At 44.7% G+C, this 19,988-nt stretch carries 18 protein-coding genes; 9 read left to right on the plus strand and 9 right to left on the minus strand.

What is annotated here, in order from left to right:
* Nucleotides 1-17: 17 nt before the first annotated feature.
* The 3 genes from DOE51_RS06345 to DOE51_RS06355 form a co-directional block, all read right to left on the minus strand.
* Nucleotides 18-857 (minus strand): TfoX/Sxy family DNA transformation protein, encoded by an 840-nt coding sequence (locus DOE51_RS06345; RefSeq protein ID WP_142695718.1) that lies wholly within the window; start codon nucleotides 855-857, stop codon nucleotides 18-20.
* Nucleotides 858-878: 21 nt separating this feature from the next.
* Complete coding sequence (locus tag DOE51_RS06350) at nucleotides 879-1,667, minus strand: hypothetical protein (RefSeq protein WP_142695719.1); 789 nt, start codon at nucleotides 1,665-1,667, stop codon at nucleotides 879-881.
* 111 nt (nucleotides 1,668-1,778) lie between these two features.
* Nucleotides 1,779-2,639, minus strand: coding sequence for a hypothetical protein (locus DOE51_RS06355; protein ID WP_142695720.1), 861 nt, complete (start codon nucleotides 2,637-2,639; stop codon nucleotides 1,779-1,781).
* 113 nt (nucleotides 2,640-2,752) lie between these two features.
* Here DOE51_RS06355 and DOE51_RS06360 point away from each other — a divergent pair, with 113 nt between their 5' ends.
* Complete coding sequence (locus tag DOE51_RS06360) at nucleotides 2,753-3,649, plus strand: DUF72 domain-containing protein (RefSeq protein ID WP_246845424.1); 897 nt, start codon at nucleotides 2,753-2,755, stop codon at nucleotides 3,647-3,649.
* Here the strand turns inward: DOE51_RS06360 and DOE51_RS06365 are convergent.
* Nucleotides 3,646-4,287 carry a UdgX family uracil-DNA binding protein gene (locus DOE51_RS06365; protein WP_210415572.1) on the minus strand — a complete coding sequence of 214 codons (642 nt, stop codon included), beginning with the start codon at nucleotides 4,285-4,287 and terminating at the stop codon, nucleotides 3,646-3,648. The two genes, DOE51_RS06360 and DOE51_RS06365, sit on opposite strands and share 4 nt — an antisense overlap.
* 168 nt (nucleotides 4,288-4,455) lie before the next feature.
* Here DOE51_RS06365 and DOE51_RS06370 point away from each other — a divergent pair, with 168 nt between their 5' ends.
* Both DOE51_RS06370 and DOE51_RS06375 read left to right on the plus strand, forming a co-directional pair.
* Nucleotides 4,456-4,878, plus strand: a complete 423-nt coding sequence (locus tag DOE51_RS06370; RefSeq protein WP_142695721.1) for an SRPBCC domain-containing protein — start codon at nucleotides 4,456-4,458, stop codon at nucleotides 4,876-4,878.
* Nucleotides 4,879-6,129, plus strand: coding sequence for a DUF4010 domain-containing protein (locus DOE51_RS06375; RefSeq protein ID WP_142695722.1), 1,251 nt, complete (start codon nucleotides 4,879-4,881; stop codon nucleotides 6,127-6,129). It abuts the gene before it with no gap.
* 30 nt (nucleotides 6,130-6,159) lie between these two features.
* Here the strand turns inward: DOE51_RS06375 and DOE51_RS06380 are convergent, their stop codons facing one another.
* Together DOE51_RS06380 and DOE51_RS06385 are read right to left on the minus strand one after the other, a co-directional pair.
* On the minus strand, nucleotides 6,160-6,747 hold the full coding sequence (locus DOE51_RS06380) for a DUF3341 domain-containing protein (RefSeq protein WP_142695723.1): 588 nt from the start codon (nucleotides 6,745-6,747) through the stop codon (nucleotides 6,160-6,162).
* A gap of 11 nt (nucleotides 6,748-6,758) precedes the next feature.
* Nucleotides 6,759-7,160 (minus strand): BON domain-containing protein, encoded by a 402-nt coding sequence (locus DOE51_RS06385; protein ID WP_142695724.1) that lies wholly within the window; start codon nucleotides 7,158-7,160, stop codon nucleotides 6,759-6,761.
* Between the two features lie 228 nt (nucleotides 7,161-7,388).
* On the opposite strand from DOE51_RS06385, the gene DOE51_RS06390 reads away from it, so the two are divergent.
* Nucleotides 7,389-11,360, plus strand: a complete 3,972-nt coding sequence (locus tag DOE51_RS06390) for a DEAD/DEAH box helicase (RefSeq protein WP_246845426.1) — start codon at nucleotides 7,389-7,391, stop codon at nucleotides 11,358-11,360.
* Between the two features lies 1 nt (nucleotide 11,361).
* Here the strand turns inward: DOE51_RS06390 and dbpA are convergent, their stop codons facing one another.
* Both dbpA and DOE51_RS06400 read right to left on the minus strand, forming a co-directional pair.
* Nucleotides 11,362-12,753, minus strand: a complete 1,392-nt coding sequence (gene dbpA / locus DOE51_RS06395; RefSeq protein WP_142695726.1) for an ATP-dependent RNA helicase DbpA — start codon at nucleotides 12,751-12,753, stop codon at nucleotides 11,362-11,364.
* Between the two features lie 55 nt (nucleotides 12,754-12,808).
* Nucleotides 12,809-13,279, minus strand: coding sequence for a YcnI family protein (locus DOE51_RS06400; protein WP_142695727.1), 471 nt, complete (start codon nucleotides 13,277-13,279; stop codon nucleotides 12,809-12,811).
* Nucleotides 13,280-13,444: 165 nt separating this feature from the next.
* On the opposite strand from DOE51_RS06400, the gene DOE51_RS06405 reads away from it, so the two are divergent.
* Nucleotides 13,445-13,630 carry a hypothetical protein gene (locus tag DOE51_RS06405; RefSeq protein WP_142695728.1) on the plus strand — a complete coding sequence of 62 codons (186 nt, stop codon included), beginning with the start codon at nucleotides 13,445-13,447 and terminating at the stop codon, nucleotides 13,628-13,630.
* On the opposite strand, the gene DOE51_RS06410 is transcribed toward DOE51_RS06405, so the two are convergent.
* Entirely contained in the window at nucleotides 13,627-14,472 is an 846-nt protein-coding gene (locus DOE51_RS06410) for an AraC family transcriptional regulator (protein WP_142695729.1), read from the minus strand. The two genes, DOE51_RS06405 and DOE51_RS06410, sit on opposite strands and share 4 nt — an antisense overlap.
* A 417-nt stretch (nucleotides 14,473-14,889) precedes the next feature.
* Here DOE51_RS06410 and DOE51_RS06415 point away from each other — a divergent pair, with 417 nt between their 5' ends.
* The 4 genes from DOE51_RS06415 to DOE51_RS06430 are packed head-to-tail and all read left to right on the plus strand — an operon-like array spanning nucleotide 14,890 to nucleotide 19,975.
* Entirely contained in the window at nucleotides 14,890-15,435 is a 546-nt protein-coding gene (locus DOE51_RS06415; RefSeq protein ID WP_142695730.1) for a protease, read from the plus strand.
* Nucleotides 15,436-15,495: 60 nt separating this feature from the next.
* Complete coding sequence (locus tag DOE51_RS06420; RefSeq protein ID WP_142695731.1) at nucleotides 15,496-18,267, plus strand: hypothetical protein; 2,772 nt, start codon at nucleotides 15,496-15,498, stop codon at nucleotides 18,265-18,267.
* Nucleotides 18,267-18,878, plus strand: a complete 612-nt coding sequence (locus DOE51_RS06425) for a hypothetical protein (RefSeq protein WP_142695732.1) — start codon at nucleotides 18,267-18,269, stop codon at nucleotides 18,876-18,878. The genes DOE51_RS06420 and DOE51_RS06425 overlap by 1 nt, the downstream gene beginning before the upstream one ends.
* 50 nt (nucleotides 18,879-18,928) lie before the next feature.
* On the plus strand, nucleotides 18,929-19,975 hold the full coding sequence (locus tag DOE51_RS06430; protein ID WP_142695733.1) for a protease: 1,047 nt from the start codon (nucleotides 18,929-18,931) through the stop codon (nucleotides 19,973-19,975).
* Nucleotides 19,976-19,988: the final 13 nt, after the last annotated feature.

Raw genomic sequence — 19,988 nt, forward strand, 5'->3', positions numbered from 1 at the left:
CATCGACTCCTTGATGATTATTTTTTCTTCTGTGTTTTTTTGCGTGCGACGACTTTCTTTTTAGCAGCTTTCTTGAGCGTCTTCTTTTTGGCGCCTGCTTTTTTATCCGGGGCCAAAGATTTGACGAACTGACGTGCTGCTAATTTGTCGTCCTCTGAAATAAGATTCCATTCTTTGTTTTGTAATGCACCAATTAATGCATAGGCGAAGATCGAATGACGATTCTTTGGATTTACTTTAACAAGCTTTACCATCGCTTTTTGCCAGCCCATGTCGATAAATTTGGGTGCCGTCTTAATGCCGGCTTTAATAAATTCAAGCTCAGCGACGGGGCCTAGGTTTTTTAAATCCGAAATCTTTTGTGCTCGATTTAGTGCTACCGACGCTGGTTCATCAGAAAACATACGGGGTGTGCGGGTGTCGATTTTTTCATTAACGGCTACTGACTTTTTAGAAGTGCCAGCGCTCGTTTTTTTGCCGCGAGCTTTGGGAATGCTGCCCCAATAGCTATTGGGACGGGTTGCTTGTTCGACAACCTCTGTGACCAATTCATCGAAGCCTTCAGTGTCGACTGGGATATACAACCACTTAGGTAAAATAGGATGTGAAACTAAGAAGGGGAAGCGCGCCAGCGCCTTGTCTTGCAGTTCACGCTCGACCGGGAACATGCAGCCATCCCAAAGTTCAAATTCGTATTGTTGACCTTGGTAAGAGCGGCTGCCGGGACTTTCAAAAATAAGCAGAACAATTTTTTCGCCAATGTAGTAAGCAAAGCCACCGAACATCGCTTTACGACGATATTGCTCTTCGGGAAGAAGACTTTCGACCCATTTGAGTTGTTGGGGTTCTTTTGCCATGACAAAACCTTTTAGAACAAATTAGAACTTCATCTTAAAGCTGAAGCCAAGTTTCAGCGGTAAGATCGTGTCGGACTTATTTGTAGGACACGTCCCATTAGTAGGGCATAAATCCTTGGGCATAAACAAGTCAACTTCGAAGCTTTTATTCGTGATGTCTTTGATTGAATTATTAAGACCCTCAAGAATATTTAATGATGATAAGGCTGTTGATTCTTCGCCACCAGGTTTTTCCGAAGTATGTCTGATACGAATACGGCGCACCATTCTTTCAGCCATCGCCTTTTGTTGCGGTGACAACGACGCTGGCAATTTTTTAAAAATGAAAGAGATCGCAATATTTGGCATGTGATAGTCTTCAAGCAAACTTAAATCTGACAAACGCAAGTGCGCAACCGAACGTTCTTTCTTTAAGGCTACACGCAGTTTGTTGTCAGAGTCGCGAGCATCGGGAAGCAAAAACAAAACGCCGCCGTCAGTATTCGACACAAAACCTGCCGGATGCGACATAATATTTCTTGGTGCTTTCCGAGACATATCAATCTCGGCCATGAATTCCCATTCGTCCACCGCTGTTGTCACAACGATCACGCTCAATGGATTGTACGAGTCGCTCTTACAGATGTCTTCCTTGTAGGTCGGTTCAAGAATTTTAAGATAAGTCTTAGTGCTTTCGCAGGCGGCGTGATCCCGCGTATCGACGGCTAACATGATCCCGCGCGAGAAGGATTGATCGTCGGCAGTCTTTGCAAACAATGCCGACGTAGAACTCATAATCGCACCAAAAATAATGAGAGCTTTAATCTTCATAAGGAGGTTGTAACACATTCCTTTGGCCTTCAAAGAAGACAAGAACGTGCCTCATAAACTTTTCTGAGGCCGTCCACTCTTTAGACAGTTAAAATTTGAATGAAAACAGAGCTATGCGGCTTTATCGCGCAATAGACCTTCACAGCGATTTATAATCGTCGCCTTGATGTTTTCCTTGTGTTTAAGGAACTCTGGGTCCTTGGTTGTTTGGACGATGTTATAAAGCCTAATCGTGCGCTCTAAATCAATAAGGCGCTGCTTTTGTGGCCCCCGTGACAGAGGGAACTTAGGCAGCTGCGTATTTGCATCTAAGGCTTTTAAAATACCGATGGTCCAATCGATTTCTGTCTGAGTCAGGTAAATCGTCGGCATAAAAGCGGGACGACGATCCTGCTGTTGCAGTTCTTCGCTTTTTAGCTGAGCTTGCAGCCATTCCAGCTCTCTTAAAATCTTTTGAAATTCGGAATCGTATTTGCGACCGAAAAGATTAAAGACGATCTTTTTCCAAGCATCACAGAAATCTTCAAACTTAATATCTTTGGCTTTTTCAAACAGGGGAGGATTGGTGATATAGCGCAAAGTCTTCACCAACACGTCCTCTGAAATCACCAGGCAATCGGTTTTTTGAGCCACTCGCATCAGATGATGAGCCCAATTCGCTAGATTCAAAAGCGAACGATTGTCGACAACGGCATTGCGGAAATTCAATTCGAAATCTTCAAACAGATGCGTATGCAATGGCGCATTCAAGAAAACATCGACATGACTTTTTCTTCTTTCTACTTTTGGCAGGGCGAAGAATTCGTTCAGATGCTTCTGGAATTTTTCAAAGCTATCCTGCCACAGATTTTCATTCTGGCAGACCTTGTATAGCTGAAACGCTTTGGCCGGTGTTGGCTCCGCCTCGTCCAGTAAGGCGTTGATTCTTTGTTCTAATGTCCTAGGAAAAGAATGCCACAACTCTTTAATCATTCATTTATAGTACCATGGGCTAGGTGTAAAAAACGAACTTCGATTTTTCGTCAAAATTGTAGACAGTCCCTAGCAAAAGACAAATTGTGATGGGCATCAGCTCTTTTTATTCTATGAAAGAGGTGACGATGGAAACGCGAATAGGCATATCGGGCTGGCGCTATCCTCCATGGCGCGGAACTTTTTATCCTGAAGACTTAGCGCAAAAGAATGAGCTGTACTTCGCAAGTCGTCAGCTCAGTTCCATAGAAATCAATGGTTCATTTTATTCGACGCAAAGTCCGGCAAGTTATAAAGCCTGGTATAGCACGACACCGGATCATTTTATTTTTTCAGTCAAAGGACCACGCTATATCACGCATATTCGCAGGCTGAACGATATCGCATTGCCGCTGGCGAATTTCTTTGGCTCGGGAGTTTTACATTTAAAAGAAAAGTTAGGACCATTTTTATGGCAGTTTCCTCCCAGTTTTCGTTTAGATGAAGATAAGCTTGCCAACTTCTTCGCGCACTTGCCGAAAACGGAAAAACAGGCTGTGCAATTAGCAAAAAAAGCAGATCGGTTAGATCCCGACTATCCTGCGGCGGCCGCGACTTCGCAGCGGCATCTGCGCCATGCGATTGAGGTTCGCCATCACTCTTTTGAAAATCCTGATTTTATAAAACTGCTTCGTGATTTCAATATTGCCCTGGTCTTGGCGGATACTGCGGGCAAGTGGCCGTACATGGAAGATGCAACGGCGGATTTTATGTATTTGCGTTTGCACGGTGATGAAGAACTCTACGCCAGCGGGTATGCACCAGAAAATTTGAATTGGTGGAGTGATCGTATTAAAAAATGGCAAGCGGGCAGTGAACCCCGCGATGCTTTGACCATGGCAGGACCTGATCCCCATCCACAAAAACGCGATGTCTTCGTGTACTTTGATAATGATCTCAAAGTTCGTGCGCCCGTTGATGCCAAAAGTTTGATGCATCTTCTGCATGTCGACTGGAAGCCACAAGATTAATCTTTAAGTTTTAAAAACTTCGCGGCTAGTTTCAGGTCCTTGACTAATTGGGCTCTTTTCTGTGCGGAATCTTCGCGGTCAATGCTTCGTAGAATGGCTGACGGATGCCACGAGATCACGACCGGTTTACCCAGTGTTGATTCTGGTAAAATCGCGCCGCGTTCTTTCGTGATTGCGACAGCACGGCCTAAAACACTTTGTGCTGCCGTCGCGCCTAAGGCGACGATAATTTTTGGTTTGATCGCTTCTGTTTGTTTTTCTAACCACGGGCGACAGGCATTCATTTCGGCGCGGTTGGGCTTTTGATGAAGCCGGGCCTTTCCCGGTGTTGCGATCCATTTAAAATGTTTCACGGCGTTTGTAAGATAGATGTCTTTAGAACTCAGGCCGGCTTCTTCAAGGCAGTGACGAAGAAGCTCTCCCGCTGGGCCGACGAAGGGCAGGCCTTGCTGATCCTCTTTATCGCCGGGCTGTTCGCCGACAATAAGGACTTGCGCTTTTGCAGAGCCATCACCGAAAACGACCTGAGTCGCGTTTTTATACAAATCGCAACCTCGGCATTTTTCCGCAGCGGCTTCTAAAGTTTTTAAGCTCTTCGTGTCTGGAGGTTTGGCCCCAGGATATTTTTTCATCGCCATACGCTCAGGGTGAAAGCGGTGGTTCGACAAGACAACTTGGTTTCCGACAACAACAAAGCAAGTGGCGTCGAATCTTGCAAAATTACAAACTCTTCGTTTTAATAGAGGGATATAAAACATAAGGCATTCGCTAGAATTGCAGAGCAAAGAATCTAGAATAGAGGAAGCATGAAAGATCAAATCGAACTTTCCGTCACAGTCAGAGCAACAGCCGCTGAAATTTGGCGCGCCCTTACTGATGAGACCGAAGATTGGTGGAGCGAAGACGTTGTTCTTGAGCCCAAAAAAGGTGGCATCTTTAAAGAGCCATGGGAAGACGATGCGGGTCGCAAGATGCTTGCTTCAGGAAAAGTATTAGACGTGCAACCGAACAAGATGATTAAGTTCACTTGGAAAGAAAAAGACTGGCCTGCGAATGCGCAAACGGAATGCACATTTGAAATTTCAGAAGAGGCTGGCAAAAGAGTGATCAAAGTGGTGCACACAGGTTGGGATTCTCTTCCTGAAGCGAAACGTCAGTCGACGATTAAAGATTTTCATGTGGGTTGGAACTATCATTTAAAGGAATTGAAATCTTACCTGGATGACTAAATGGAAAATGTCCTTGAGCAACTGCATCCTTATCTTGCAGGTTTGCTTATCGGGTTTATCATCGGCATTGAACGGGAACGGGCAAACAAGCCCGGCACTCAAGCTTATGGACTTAGGACTTTTTCTTTCTTTGGACTTTTAGGAGCATTTACCGGAGCTGCCGCATCAGAAGTGATGGCGGCACTGTTAACGATATTCGTCATTGCTTGCATCCTTATTGGATACTTACGAAGCACAAGAAGTTCTGGCCCAGTCGATATTGGATTGACCACTGAAGTCTCTGCAATGGTTGTTTTTGTACTGGGTTATATCAGTACACGCGATCGCAATGTGGCATTCATCTTAGCGGCCTTAACTTTGGGATTACTGGCTGGCAGACAAGTGCTTCACAATTTTACGCGCGAACGAATTACACAAAAAGAAGCCGATGCCTTTGTGACATTGATCATTTTAGGTGTGGCGATCTTGCCTTTTTTGCCAAGCGAAGCGCTCGATTCTTGGGGTATCTTTGTGCCAAGGAAATTGGGTGCGTTAGTTTTCATTTTGGCACTCATTCAATTCTTGTCATATGCTTTGTTAAAAATCTTCGGTGAAAAAGCAGGATCATTTATCGGCGGACTTCTTGCGGGCTTTGCCTCTAGCACGGCAGCATTTGTAAATATCCGCCAAAATCTGAATAGCAAGCGCACAGTTTCGCGCACGGATATGATTGCATTTGGCATGATGGCGATTTTAGCCAGCGCCTTTCAATCTTTAGTCATTATTGTCGTGAACTCAGGCGAGCTTGGCAAAGCTCTGCTGCCTAGTTTTGGTGGAGTGTTTTTAGCCTGCATCATTTTCGGTGCTATTTCTTTTTTTAAGAAGAATGAAGAAACCAAAGTTCAGCAGGAATCCGAACAAGAAGATCCGTTGAACTTGAAGAAGCAGTTTACTTTTGCCTTGGTTTTGTTTTTGGTGATGTGTTTGACCAGTCTTGCGAAGAAATTCGTCGGTGATACAGCATTTCTTGGGGTTAGTTTTGTCAGTGGATTGTTTGAACTGCAAGGGGTGACCTTCGCGATTAGCTCGCTGAAGTATTCGGATCAAACCGTCTTTGCGATGTGTTTGGCCTTTATCGCTTCATTAGTTTCTAAGTCTTTGATTATTATTTCTGCGAAGTGCCTCTTCGCTGACAAAATGATGATCTTAATTGCTTTACTTATTCTTGCTGTGGCATTCGTAGCGCCCATCGTTCCCATGATTTGGGCATAAAAAAAGCCCCGCTTGCGCGAGGCTTTCCAACTAGGTATGAGGGTGGATATTTCTATCGCCCTTCACTTGTGGCGGAGCTTTTTCTTCACCTGTAGAGGCGATGTCATGAGCGCCACCCAGTTTCAAAATCTTTTCGGCGCGGTCTTGCCAGTCACTATCGTCAACATGCACTGACAATAGCATTCCGCCGCCTTTAATAAGTTCTTCATAGCGTTTGGCTTCGTATTCAGGAATTCCTAAACCGACAAGTGCGCCCGCAATACCACCAACAGCACCACCAATACCAGCACCAGCGATGGCTGCCACAATGGGACCCGCTGCTACGAAAGGCCCGATGCCGGGAATAGCAAGAGCACCGATGCCGGCAAGCCATCCGAGGACGCCACCAATTGCCAAGCCACCTGTCGCGCCGGTCGCAGCGCCTTCAGGAGCTTTGGTTGATTTTTCATGCGCGAAGTTTTTAGTGCTTTCAGAACTCGGCATCAGTACTGAAATATCAGTATTGCGAAAGCCATCACTTTTTAAACTATCAACTGTGCTTTCAAGTTGTGATTTGCTTTCGAAAATGCCGAACACTGCCTTATGTCCTTTTTCTCCATGATCATGACCGATTGCCATAAGTGCTCCTCCTATTTTTTGATGACTTCAATTTGGTTATCGACGTTTTTTGTGCCAGAAACCGATTTCGCGACTTGCTCAATTTTTTGTTTTTCTTTGGCGTTGTCGACAGGACCACGCAAAGTCACGTGACCATTAAGTGTGATAATTTTCACGTTCTGTGCATTGGTTGAAAGTGTTGAATCCGCTGTCAATTGCGAGCGAATACGACGAGTCAACTCAACATCGCTTGTGCTGCCGCGTGCTTGATCGGTCGGCGTCAATGTATTCGTTGTCGCATCCCGCTGATTGATTGCGGTGTTATCGGGTTGTTTAACTGGTTGCGTAGGACGGGTGTCCACGGCGCCAGCCAAAGACCCAGCCAAAATTAAAGAGGCAGAAATGAATGCAAAATTCAACTTAGAGTGATTCATGGTTATGTCTCCTTCATTTTTTTGAATTGCCAGAAGCGGGCCAAGGTTTAAAGGCCGCTCCGATTAGTCAAGGCATTGTAGGGGGCAAAATACCTGAATTTGGCTCTGGAAGCGGGGAGACTTTCCTCTGCAAGGCGACATTCTGCCGTGACAATTTAAGCAAAATAGTGGCATACTAACTGGTCACCTAAATTTGGGTGAAAAAGGATCTAAATGTTTCTAGCGCCCATGACTCTTTCTGCTATCAGTCAGCTTCGCACTCCAAGCGAGCGCGTGCCTTTGGGTGAACGTTATCCTTATGAAGATGCAATGGCTTTGGTAGAGGGCGGCGCCTTTGAAGGTTACGAACTGGCACAGAGTCTCGCAAAAACGATGAAGTTGGATGTCTTTTGGAAAGATCCCAATGCTAGCAAAGGTGTGAAGGTAACGGTTCTTGAAGACGGTGGCAATGGGGCGCTTGATTTCCAATGCGATCATTGCGGAACTTCAAACGGTTCACGCAATACCTGCGAACATCAATGGGGTTCGTACATTATTTTGTGGCAAGCGCTGACACTTGAAACTGAAACGATTGAAAATCATAAACTCGCTGAACTTTCGACTAAAGTGCAAGAGCTTATGAAGACCGGCAGTCTTGATAAAGCAGAGGACGTTGATTCAAGTCTTGCAGCGACGAAACTGGATTCTGTCAGTTTGATTCTTGACGATCCCTTTGTTCTTAAGGGCATGCCACTGGCTGCACTTTTGGAACAAGATCTTTCCAAATACAAATTCCAAGAAACTTTTAAAGAGAAAGAATTCCTTTCACCACGTCTGTGGAATATGCCTGAAGTGTTCAGAAGAAAGCTGACTGCTTTTTCTGAACACTACTTCAACGAGGTGAACGAACAAAACCGCTTGGCGGGAATGATTCGTTATAACTTCAGCAATGGCATGCAGATCAGTGCCAAAGAAATTTTACGTCATCCTTTGCAGCGCCAAGTGCCGCGTGAAATCTTGCCGCAACCGAAAGGACCGAATGAGGTCTTTTCACAATGGCCCCTGACACAACAAAAAGAAAATATTTTTGTCAGCCAGTCCCTTCGCGAAGTGGAAGAGATTGTGCAGTCGTTACTCGCGGCGGTTGCGAAGTCGGCACGCCAGGGGAATTTAGATATTTTCCTGCAAACAAAAAATGCGCCTAACAAAGCCATGCTTATTCAAAGCATTGAGTTTGATCCCAACAATGAACTTGATTGGCGCGTGGAGTTTTCTGAAAAGAAAGAACTCGAAACCGAGTTTAAACTTATCAGTTTCAGAAAAGAACCATTCTATTTCTTCGAATCATTCGCTGTAGAAAAAAAATCTGGAACTTTGCTTGTGCACCCATGGTTGCGCGAATGGAGCCAACTTCTTGAAACACTAACATCGATTTCACAAAAACATTCTGAAGTGAGTTTGACGGGTGAAATGCCAACAATTCACGTCGTTGGTGAAGTCGAAACGAAAATTCTTTTAAGATATCTGCGTGGTCGTAGTATCGCCGTAAAAATCACAGGCGAGTCAATCACCCTAAGCCCCGGCCAAAGCCAGATGGAAGTGCATCTTGAAGAAAATGGCGAATTCTTCATTAAACACGATGCCCGTGTGCGCGATCAGAAAAATCTGTCACGTCGCGGTTGGACTCCCAGAGCTGAATTGTATTTACAGACTTTGTCGCAAGGTCTGCCTTATTTGCTTAGTACCGATGCGAAAGACATCGCAACACGTGCTCGCGGTAAACGTGATTGGGATCTAAAACTGCTACGCAATTTGGGTATCCTGCAATATTTGACTTTAGAAATCTTGTCGTTCCATTTTGACGGCACATTAGTTGACGGCACTGTGGTTAAGAAAGATGAAATTTTCTCTTCCCTTCAGGATAAGATTCAAAACCTGTTGGTGTCTGGCGCAGGAGTTATGCTTGCGCGTGATATGTCACTGACAGAGCTGTGCTCAAAGCCCGTGCTTTTCTATTTTGAAGATTACGTGACACGCACTTTGGAATCGCTTGCGAAAAGTGAATCGTTCTTTTCTGAGCAAGGCGAAGTGATCTTAGAAGGCGTGGTCGAACGTGAATTCCGTCTGATTTACGAGCTGTTAAAAAAGCTCGCGTTGAATTCAGGTGGTGAGGCCTTTAAAAAGTCTCGGACGTCATTCTTATCAAAAATTTCTAATGCCAAAGAAGATGCGAATCTGACGGATGCGACTTTTCATTTCCCGGCAGGTGGAAAAGGGGCTGCGACTTTGAATGATTCTTTGGAATCCGTTCAAACGTTGATTCCTTTTGGCTATCGCATTTTCTTTAACGGACAACCCCTTCAAGAATTAAATGAAGACGAATTCCACATCGACTTTGTTTTACAAAGTGATGCGGCAGAAAAATACTTCAACTGGTTTGAGCTAAATCCAAAGTTCTTCCTGCGCGGTGAAGAAATCGATCCTGACAACATGGGAAGCTTCGGCGGTAACGGTGTTGTTGAATACGGTGGTAAGTTGTTCTTAGTTCCTAAGAAACAAATGCCATCACTACGTCGTCTTGAAAACTTCTGGTTGAAGCTACAAAAAGGTAAAACTGAATCCGCGCGCAAACTGAAAGGTGACAAGTTTTATAAACTTCCACGTCATCAGGTTTTAGAACTTCTGGCGTTACGCGCTTCCGGCGTTGGTATTCGTGGCGATCACGAATGGCAAAGACTGTGTGCGTTTTATGATCAATTGGGTTCATCCGCACGTGAATTGCATTTGCCTGAAACGGTGAAGGCGCAATTAAAACCTTATCAAGAAACAGGCGTGCAGTGGTTGCAAGATTTGTATCAATTGCGTCTTGGCGCCTTGCTTGCTGATGACATGGGTTTGGGTAAAACTCTGCAGACGTTGACGTTCTTGGAAGGTTTGCGCGAAAAAGACGAATTGGGACAAGTTCTTGTGGTTGTGCCGTCGTCATTGATCTTTAACTGGCAAAGTGAAGTTGAAAAGTTCGTTCCGAATTTGCCGTTGGCCGTATTCTCGAACAAAGACCGTGATGCTGTGGCAAAACGTCTTGAGCGTAAAGAGCCTTTAGTTGTTATTACGACTTACGGGTTGCTACTCGAACACGGACAATTCTTAAGTCAGTATAAATGGAAAGTTCTGATCTTCGATGAAGCTCAGAATCTAAAAAATATTTCGACGAAACGTACAAGTGCGGCGCGTTCTTTGACGGCACAATTTAAAATCTGTCTAACAGGAACGCCGATGGAAAATCACTACGGTGAGTTTTATTCATTGGTTGATATCTTAGTGCCGGGCAGTCTTGGTTCGATTGAAGATTTCCGTCGTAACTTCGTGAACACTGAAATGGTGACACGCGAAGAAATGGACGATTTGAAGTTGAAAATCAAACCGTTGTTGTTACGTCGTACAAAAAAAGAAATTTTGGATCAGTTGCCAGAAAAGCAAGAGACAAAAGTCAGCATCGCCTTCGAAGATCGTCAAAAAGAGATCTATCGCGATATCGCCTTGTCTTACAATCAGAAGGTGCAAGAAGGCATTCGTATTCAAGGCGAAGCCAGCGTGCAATTGCAGATGTTGACGGCCTTACTGCGTCTGCGTCAGGCTTGTTCTGATCCTGCGGCTTTGCCAAACGTACGTTATGAAAAAGTGCCGCCAAAATTGGAAGCCTTGCTTGATTCCGTCCAAGAGATTGTTGAATCAGGCGAAAGCGCTTTGGTGTTTACGCAATTCATTCAAACGTTGGAACATACGGAAGCTATCTTGAAAAAAGCGGGCATCCCAGTTTACGTTTTGCACGGAGCGATCCCAACGAAACAACGACAAAAGATTTTAGCGGATTTCACGAAAAACGAAAAAGGCGCTGTTCTTGTGATGACTCTGAAAACGGGTGGGGTGGGCTTGAATTTGACGAAAGCCAGTTATGTCTTCCATTTGGAACCATGGTGGAATCCGTCAGTAGAAAACCAAGCAACAGACCGTGCGCACCGTTTAGGTCAAAGCAAAGCAGTACAAGTATTCCGCTACATCATGCATGAATCGTTGGAAGAAAAAATTGAAGTTTTGAAGGATCGTAAAGACCGTAAATTCCAAACGCTATTTACGAACACCGAAAAAGACGCCGACATTTCTGCCGGCAACGCTTCACTATCGAAGGACGACTTCGACATGCTTCTTGGTTTGAAATAATTTATTTCATAATTTTGATTTGGAATTTTTGGCCTTTGATTTTGCCGTTGCGAAGACGTTCGAAAGCGTCTTTCGCTGCACCTTGGGCCACGGCTACATAGGCATAGCGATCGTGAACTTCGATCTTGCCGACGTCGGAACCTTTCAGGCCATCACTGCCTGTCAAGGCTCCTAAGATATCGCCGGGACGAAGTTTGTCTTTGCGACCGCCCGAAATACCAATCGTTTGCATCGTTGGTTGAAATGCAAATTTGTTCAAACCCAATTGATTTTTAAAACCCAATGTCGGGCGCTCAAAAGCTCCACCAGTCAATTTCTCGAACTCTAATAGCTTCATGGTGTCGCGGGGACCTGCCAGAGTCACCGATGTGCCTGATTTGCCAGCGCGACCCGTGCGCCCAATACGATGCACGTAAGTTTCAGTTTGATTTGGCAGATCATAATTCACAACCAGTTCAAGATTTTCAATATCCAAACCGCGCGCGGCTACATCTGTCGCAACTAAAATTGGCAAGCTGCCGTTGCGAAACATCGTCATCACACGATCACGATCGCGTTGTTCAAGATCGCCGTGCAGGCTGCCAACAACAACGTCACGTTCCGCAATAGCTTCCGCAATTTCGTTTACGGTATTCTTCATATTGCAGAAGATGATCGTTGATTTCGAAGGATGCTGTTGCAAAACACGCATCAAAGTTTCTAATTTGTGTTCAGGTTCTGTGTCGTAAACAACTTGCTGAATGGAAGCACTTTGGCCTTCGGCTTCTTCAACGATAATCTTCATGGGATTGCGTTGATAACTGCGGCTCAGGCTTTGGATACCTTCTGGGAAAGTTGCAGAAAACAAAGCCGTTTGGCGTTTAACTGGAAGCTCTTTCATCAAGGCTTTGATTTCTTGTTCAAAACCCATCTCAAGCATTTTATCGGCTTCGTCTAAGACTAAAACTTGTAAGTCACCCAGTTCAATACGCTCACGTGTGATGTGATCCAAGATACGACCTGGAGTGCCCACGGCGATGTGCACGCCTTTTTCCAAGGACTGTGCTTGTTCGCGACCTGATTGGCCACCAGTCAGTGCCAGAATTTTTAAGCCTTCATGTTTGCGACCCAGTTTGCGCATCTCGGTCACAACTTGATTGGCCAACTCACGAGTTGGACAGATCACCAAGGCTTGAATGTTTTCAATTTCTAAATCGATTTTATTTAAGATCGGCAGGGCGAACGCTGCGGTTTTTCCAGATCCCGTTTTTGACTGACCGATAAGATCTTTACCTGTTAGCAGATAAGGAATGGCCTCCGCTTGAATGGGAGTCATTTGCTCGTAGCCAAGTTCTTTGACGACAGCGATTAATTCAGGGGCAATTTCTAACGAAGAAAAATCAAGGGACTTCATAGTCCCTTTTGTAGCAGAAACCCCAAAAATGTCCTGGGATTTCGCATTAATAGCATTATTTTCCTGCTGTGATTTTCAAAGAAGCGGCTGGAGCTTCCAAAGAATGCTCGTCTTGACCCGCGGCTGGAATATCAAACCAGTCGATATGGCCTTTTTCGCAAACCTGAGCCACTTTGAAGTACAAAGTGCTACCGGCTGGAGCTGCGATTTTTCCTCTGAAAATGAATTCCTCGTAAAAAGCATCGGGAAGATTGCCACCCGAGTATTTGATCTCAGTCACGTTGCCAGCGGCATCGTTTGCGATATCAAGATTCCAACCGGCCTTGGGCATTGGTTTAGCCAATAGGAACTTGTTTGGAAGCTGGATTGTGATCGAGTTGGTGGCAGTGCCATCGCAACCGTGTGGAATGCGCAGGACCGCTTTGTAATAGCTGCCAGTCTCTGCCGTTGGGGATTCTAAAGAGACATGGGCAAAGGCCGTCGTGGAAAGCAAAGATAACAGAGTCGTCGCAATAAGTTTTTTCATGGGTTTCTCCTTGAAGCCTCTAAATAATCCAGAAAAAGTGCTACCGACAATGCACCAAATGGTTGCATGGAGGACGGAATCTTATGGAAATTTGTGCTAGTCGCACGGCCTTTCCTCCATTCCATTTTTTTGACATATTAGGTAGGATGAAGGCCAGGAGTTCTTATGGGCGCAGAAGCTTGGATTATTGGGGGCATCATTGTTATTTCGATCTTTAGCATTCTTGTATATGCATGCTTGGCAGTCTTTTACCCGGAATGGGTTGGTATCACAGGCAAAGTCGCATTGAACGCTGAAATCAGCCATCGTGAGGGCGAAACGCCGGCGCCTCATCCTACTGACAAGCTTTAATTCTTTTTCAGCGCTCGCTGTCTAAACTGTTGAGCGCTGACTTTTAAGTTCTGTTTTAAAAACCGACTGAAATAGTTCGGATCATCAAAACCTAATTCGTAGCCAATCTCTGACACCGATAACGTTGAATAAGATAACAATCTTTTAGCCTCTAAGAAGCAACGCTCTTGAATGACTTCTTTTGCGGGCTTACCCAAAACGCGCTGAATTTTTGCTGACAGCGCCTTCGCAGAGATCTTCAGTTCTTGCGCATAAAACGCGAGCGAATGTTCTTCGCGGAAATGCTCTTCGAGTAAATCTGTGAAGGCCATAATCAGATCTTCTTGTTCATGATTGTCAGCCTCTTTGGCTTTACTTAAGCGCAGAAGGTCTAATACTAAAATGCTCAAATAATTTTGCAGAATACTCTGTGAGTGTATTTGCGAGTGACGGAATTCCTCTTCCATCAGCTCAAAGAATTTACCATTCACAAGTTTGCTTTTACCAAGCTTCATCATGTCGGGCAGGGCGCGGCTGCGACGAGTGATGTGATTTTCCAGAGTCATATTTTTTGGAAATGAAGCATCTGTATATTCGATGACGTAACCGCGTGTATTCTTCGCAAGCTTCCAACCGTGAACCTGACCGGGCTTGATGATATAGATCTGATTTTTACTAACCGTGTGGCGAGTGAAGTCGACTTCATGCCAGCCGCTACCAGAAAGAATCACGACAAGCTGATAGAAATCATGCTTGTGCGGAAAAGGAATTTTTGGCGTCGTACGATGCTCGAGTTTTTCTACGCGGATGTCAGAAGCTATTGCGGGAATGACGCCTAAAGAGCTCATCGAATGTCGTTTCATGGCAGTTGTTATCAACCTTTCTAAACAGAAAAACCAGCTTGAAAACCGCGTCCATGGCTTAGAACAGATGTTCTAGGAATCGTACAAACGCGGACTTGTTTTTATTTAAATCTTGACCAAGTCTATGGGGTTCCATCACGTCCACCGTGAATTTAATACAAAGAAGTGAAGACAAGAAGCATCATTTTTGTCTGATTTTTAAATGGGACTACTTAGAGAATTGGAAGAAAACCTCGTAAACCCGCGATTGTTGGTTGGGCAAGATTGCAGCTCCAAAATATTTAAAGATTCTTTGATTACAGCTCTTTTATTTTAAGAACAGGTGCTCTACAACTCCTCAACACAAAAAAGCATCTTTCAAAGTTCTACCTAGCACGTTTGTACCAACGGACCTTGAAGGAAACACTCGGAGAAAAAATGAAGAAGAATATTTTTGCGGCTCTTGGCGCGCTCATGGCTTTTGCTTGCCTTTCAACTGCTGTCGCAGGTGAATTTGATGGTGGATCAGGCGAATTCGATCCTCGTCCAAACCCAACTTACAACGAAGCAGAGATCCAAAAGAAAATTGCGCAAGAGATGGAAATCGCATGCTCTGGCAACCTTTGCAAAATCGTTGGTACTGATGGCCAAGGTCAAGGTTGGACAGTTTCTTTCAACGTTGGTTACGGCAACAACAATAACAACAACGGCACAGCGATCTACATCGGCGACAACCCAAATAACGCTAACAACATGAATTGGAACGCCGGCATCACTGTGACTTACAAAAACTACACTTGCCAATCAAGTCTTCGTGTTACGCCAGCGGTTTATCGCTTCGTGAATACATACATGTACAACATGGTGAACAGCGACGGTTCTACGAAAAGAAATTTCTCTCCAGCAGATCAAACTGTGATTTTGTTCTACACGACGATGTTGAACAAAGTTGAGTCTTGCGGCAACAACACGGGCGCAAAATAGTTCGTTTTAGATTTCTAACTCCGGTATTCCGCCGGAGTTAAACCAACTGCGGGACAACCCATGAGCGTTTTAAAAACAGTAAATACATTCTGTCTTTTTGCAGCACTTGTGTTGTCTTCGTCATTGGCCTTAACGCAAGTTAACACGAATCAAACGTTGAATAACTTGCGCATCACAAACCGCGCACAATGTGCGTTGGATTCTGATATCCCAACAGATTCTGCATTTATGATCCTTGATGGTTATAATGCAGGTAAATTAGGAAACTCTTTAGCGAAGAACATGGGCCTTGATGAGGCGTCAATGTCTTCGGATATGATGAAAGAGTTCCGCCTGTCTGTCAGTCACTTGACGCTGACAATCGTTAACAAACTTCTGACTGGTAAATTGCCTTTGTTGCCGATGAATTTGAAGGACGCAAAACTTCTGCGTTACAAATCTTTGGCTGATAAATGTGGCGACAAAGTTTATTGCTCTGATATTTCAAACTTCCTTAGCCAAGCCTGGGCTTTGTCAGAACAATCCGGTATCACTTCAAAAAGCCCCGAGTGGAAGTCGCTTGATAACATCACGACGGCCAATTTCATGTCGGACTTAGGCGCGCGTCGTGTTGGCTGTTATTATTTAAAACGTTTCTCTCCTCTTCAAGGTCAATTGCAGAATTCAACTATCGATGCAGCCGCTCTTCAAGAAATGGCTGTCGCTTACCTTGAAAAGGAAAAATACATCACAAGTTGTTACGACCAAGATGAGACTTTGGATTCTCGTAACGTCGCTTTGCAAATCGACCTTAAAACGGGTGACCAAGACAATTGGAACGCAAAAGGTTTCGATTTCTGGAATAGCGTAAAAATCTATCTTTCATGGGCTTGGAGAAACACCCAAGTTCCCAATCAAATGAGTCAACGTTTTGGCGAAGTGTTCAAGTCTTTGGCTCTTGAAGAATCCATGATGTTCATTCCAAACGGCTGTAAATCAATTACGAAGCCCGGGTGTGATATGGAACATCTTTCTTTGAACAACCTTCGCGAGCTTGCGAAACAAGATCAGTCACAAAACAACACAAGCGCCCAAGTTCCACAAAGCCCGGAAAAAACGGCTTTAGAACGTGGTGCCCGTGGCGTGAACAATGACTTCTTGAACACTCGTGGCTACATGACAGCGTCTGAGTGGGTTGATAACTTCCGTAAAAACTTCGTCGCAACTCGTGGTTCGATCAAAAACCGTCTGCAAAGCTCTGTGCAATTCATGAATGTCATGACCGACACAATGAATGCGGCGACTTTGGCAGAGTACGTAAAACCTTTGGCACTTGCTTCAAATCAAACGTCAATCCAAAGAGATGAATTGTACTATCTGTGCACAGAGATTCGTCTTGCTGGTGATAAACGTTTGGATTTCATGAAAACAGACATCGACAACATCGGTGGCCTGAAAAATATGACGAAGGCGTTGGATAATTCTAAATACACGATCCAAGACTTCGTAGGCTACTTCGATACGTTGTCTAAAACGGTATTGCCATTGTGTGACCAGTTGGAAAAGACCAACATGTGGCAAGCTGCGAACTATACGGTGAACAAACAAGGCTTTAACCAATGGGCTAAAGAAGTTTTGAATATCGTTCCTGAACAAACTCAAGGCGCGGATGCGACGGTTCCAGCTTACACTCCACAAATTTATGGCGGTTCAGCACTTCTTGTTTGGAATGCAGATCTTGGCAACCAAAGTGGTAATATCATCTGCGCTTCAGGTATCGATTGTGCACGTGGTGTGGTTAAGGCGTTGGTTGATTTGTATGCGGTTTCTCAATACGCGGATGCTTACTTGCCAGTGTCTTCAACAGCGGCTTCACCCGATGTTTTCAATCCGTATTCAGAATTGAAAGCCTGCAAGATGTACGATCCTTGGTACCAAACAAAACGCGCCAATCGCGTGTTCATGGCGGACCTTGCAAGTACAGCGCTCTTTGGTTGGAACTTCATGCCGATTTATATCGACGCTGATTATACTCCGCCGAAAGTAACTTCATTCCAACGTCTTCTGAAAGACGGTGTGATTAAGTTTGATCCAAATATCGAAAAATCCAAAATGGTGGCATCTGTCGTTGCTGACTTCGGTCCGTTAACGGGTGCTCCTTGCGCGGTTTCAATCGCGCCGAATGCGAAGGAATTTAACTTCCTGGCATTTGACGGTATCACCGTAAATTATTGTGATGCTCGTACAAAAACAGGTGCGACTTCGAGTGGTGCAAACAACATCACGTACGATCCGAACAAAACTCGTTCTTATTGCGGTGGTTGTTCGTTGAATTTCGTAGGTGTGGCTTCGGGTGTGGCATCATCGACGGCGGCAACGTCATTCAATCCAATCAAGATGGGTGTGTACTTATTCCGCGCGGTTTATCGCTTTGTGACTGCGAAAAAAGATCCCGTCAACGTGCCTAAGGCCTTCAACGTCGATCTTGCAAAAGTAGCGGACACTTATCGCCGTTACGGAACGATTCCAAAAGATTGTGTCGATCAATTAGGCCAAGGTTTGAAGTGCTTCCAAGATATCTGTTCTGCCAAAGCAGCTGATTACTTCGAGCGTTTGACGGGTGGTAAAGTTACAGAAATTACGATTCAGGACGCGACTCAAAGTAATGAGCGTCAGTTCAATAATAATTCTTACTCTCGCAGAGCATGGGTGAAGTCTGACTTGTGCCAAGGCGAAACGATTTTTAATTTTTACTGCCGAGACAATGGATCAGGTTTCCAAGTTCCTTCTGAGCGCCTTTACGGTTTCAGCGGTACTTGTAAGCGCATCATCAAAGAAGGGAACTGGAAATAATGAAAACGGTTTCTTTGCTTCTGGTGGGTGCAGGCATTGTCCTGAGTGGTGTTGCTCACGCTTTTTCTGTGAATTCTCGTTATACGACGAATGCAGCAGGTGCTTACGTTAAAGAAATTCAAGTTCTTTGCGATGCCAATGAAGGTGAGTACTGCCAAGTTTTGTGCAAACAAGAAAAAGAGTGCCGCCGTGTCGAGCCTTACTGTTTGAATTGTGCAGGAACTGCTTCGTCAGTCATGCGCTCACTCTTCACACAGATTTCTCAGAATTACATTCCGACACAAAACGAAATTCCTGTTTCTTCATTAGTAAAATATATGGTCACGACGTCATACATCTTGATCGGCGCAAAGAGTGTTTACAATTACTACAAGCCACTCAACTCGGGTGAGTTCTTGAGTAACTTGCAAGCACTTTGTCCATCCGAGACGGAGGATCCATTGCTCGCAATTAAGCTGACTTCTGAACAGCAACCCGAGAAGTTGAGCTTCATTTTATGCAAAGACACAAACGGTACTTCACGCGCTTACGATGTGGCGTTGCGCTCGCCAGTCGTCGGAGGCACTCCAGTATTTGATGTGAAGATGAATTTAAATTTGAAACTAAAATAATTTAGGAACCAATTAACAAAACCCCCAGCAAGGGAAAAATAGGAGAAACTATGAAAAAACTTATGTTGATGCTTTCAGCGATCACAATGTTCGCTGTAGCTCAAAATGCAAACGCAATCTCTTTGCGTTTCAAATTCAAAACGTTCAGCTCTGGTCCAAGCATGTACGCGTGTAACGCGGGTATCATGACACCACAAGTTGGCGCGAAAGTGTGCTACTTCGAAGGCACTAAAAACACTTGTACTCCAACGACATGTGATAACACTCAAGCAGTGTGTGACACTCGTTGCGTTTGTACTGGTGACAACGGTGGCGACTACTTGATGAACTACGGTAAAGTTGATTATCAAGACTGGAAAGACAACGGCGACACAACTGCTGCAACTGGTAAAGGTTCAGCGACGTTCTCTTCTTCAGGTTCAACTTCTGCGTGGAACCAAGCTTACGATGATTCTCAATCTTGGGGTCGTTCAATCTCTAACCTTTCTTTCAACTTGGGTTCTGAGCTTTACGGCGCGAAATACTTCGTTGATATCTGCTACCGTGGTCCTCAAATTGAGTACTTCGAAGACGGCGTAACTGCTAACTTCAACTTGAAAGCACAAGCTAACGCGACTGATTTCTTGGCAAACGGTGTTAACGGTGGTGACAACAACCGTGACGGTCTAGTTATCCCTGGTACAGTTGATGGCAAGAAATACACTGAGCTAGCTGGCTTGAAAGTACAAGCTTTCGTAGTTTGCGATAAGCAAGGTGAAGGTTCTTACAAATATGCTCGCAACAACCAAGGTCAATACAACACAACTGCTAACGAAGCTAACTTCGTATTGAACAACCAAACTGGTTTGCCAACTTCTGGTGGCGACTTGTTCGTTCTTGGTTCAATCGCTAACTTGGGTACAGGCAACGTATCTTTGGTTGACGGTTGGGTTAACCAAAACACTCACACACCACGTTTCTGCAAAATCCGTTATGTATTCACAGAAACAAATGCAACTGCAACTTTGCCAAACTTGCGTAAATGGCAACGTCACGGTGCTGAAATGTGTACTTTCACTGATATCGAAGAAGCATCTGACGCTTCTGGTTTGAACTAAGCAGTGAATCTTT

The sequence above is a fragment of the Bdellovibrio sp. NC01 genome, from assembly GCF_006874625.1.
Classification (GTDB): Bacteria; Bdellovibrionota; Bdellovibrionia; order Bdellovibrionales; family Bdellovibrionaceae; genus Bdellovibrio.

Excerpts from the sequence above, each read along its gene's own strand:
- DOE51_RS06345 (WP_142695718.1), bottom strand. The coding sequence starts at position 857 with ATGGCAAAAGAACCCCAACAACTCAAATGGGTCGAAAGTCTTCTTCCC.
- DOE51_RS06350 (WP_142695719.1), bottom strand. The coding sequence starts at position 1,667 with ATGAAGATTAAAGCTCTCATTATTTTTGGTGCGATTATGAGTTCTACG.
- DOE51_RS06355 (WP_142695720.1), bottom strand. The coding sequence starts at position 2,639 with ATGATTAAAGAGTTGTGGCATTCTTTTCCTAGGACATTAGAACAAAGA.
- DOE51_RS06360 (WP_246845424.1), top strand. The coding sequence starts at position 2,753 with ATGAAAGAGGTGACGATGGAAACGCGAATAGGCATATCGGGCTGGCGC.
- DOE51_RS06365 (WP_210415572.1), bottom strand. The coding sequence starts at position 4,287 with ATGGCGATGAAAAAATATCCTGGGGCCAAACCTCCAGACACGAAGAGC.
- DOE51_RS06370 (WP_142695721.1), top strand. The coding sequence starts at position 4,456 with ATGAAAGATCAAATCGAACTTTCCGTCACAGTCAGAGCAACAGCCGCT.
- DOE51_RS06375 (WP_142695722.1), top strand. The coding sequence starts at position 4,879 with ATGGAAAATGTCCTTGAGCAACTGCATCCTTATCTTGCAGGTTTGCTT.
- DOE51_RS06380 (WP_142695723.1), bottom strand. The coding sequence starts at position 6,747 with ATGGCAATCGGTCATGATCATGGAGAAAAAGGACATAAGGCAGTGTTC.
- DOE51_RS06385 (WP_142695724.1), bottom strand. The coding sequence starts at position 7,160 with ATGAATCACTCTAAGTTGAATTTTGCATTCATTTCTGCCTCTTTAATT.
- DOE51_RS06390 (WP_246845426.1), top strand. The coding sequence starts at position 7,389 with ATGACTCTTTCTGCTATCAGTCAGCTTCGCACTCCAAGCGAGCGCGTG.
- dbpA (WP_142695726.1), bottom strand. The coding sequence starts at position 12,753 with ATGAAGTCCCTTGATTTTTCTTCGTTAGAAATTGCCCCTGAATTAATC.
- DOE51_RS06400 (WP_142695727.1), bottom strand. The coding sequence starts at position 13,279 with ATGAAAAAACTTATTGCGACGACTCTGTTATCTTTGCTTTCCACGACG.
- DOE51_RS06405 (WP_142695728.1), top strand. The coding sequence starts at position 13,445 with ATGGGCGCAGAAGCTTGGATTATTGGGGGCATCATTGTTATTTCGATC.
- DOE51_RS06410 (WP_142695729.1), bottom strand. The coding sequence starts at position 14,472 with ATGAAACGACATTCGATGAGCTCTTTAGGCGTCATTCCCGCAATAGCT.
- DOE51_RS06415 (WP_142695730.1), top strand. The coding sequence starts at position 14,890 with ATGAAGAAGAATATTTTTGCGGCTCTTGGCGCGCTCATGGCTTTTGCT.
- DOE51_RS06420 (WP_142695731.1), top strand. The coding sequence starts at position 15,496 with ATGAGCGTTTTAAAAACAGTAAATACATTCTGTCTTTTTGCAGCACTT.
- DOE51_RS06425 (WP_142695732.1), top strand. The coding sequence starts at position 18,267 with ATGAAAACGGTTTCTTTGCTTCTGGTGGGTGCAGGCATTGTCCTGAGT.
- DOE51_RS06430 (WP_142695733.1), top strand. The coding sequence starts at position 18,929 with ATGAAAAAACTTATGTTGATGCTTTCAGCGATCACAATGTTCGCTGTA.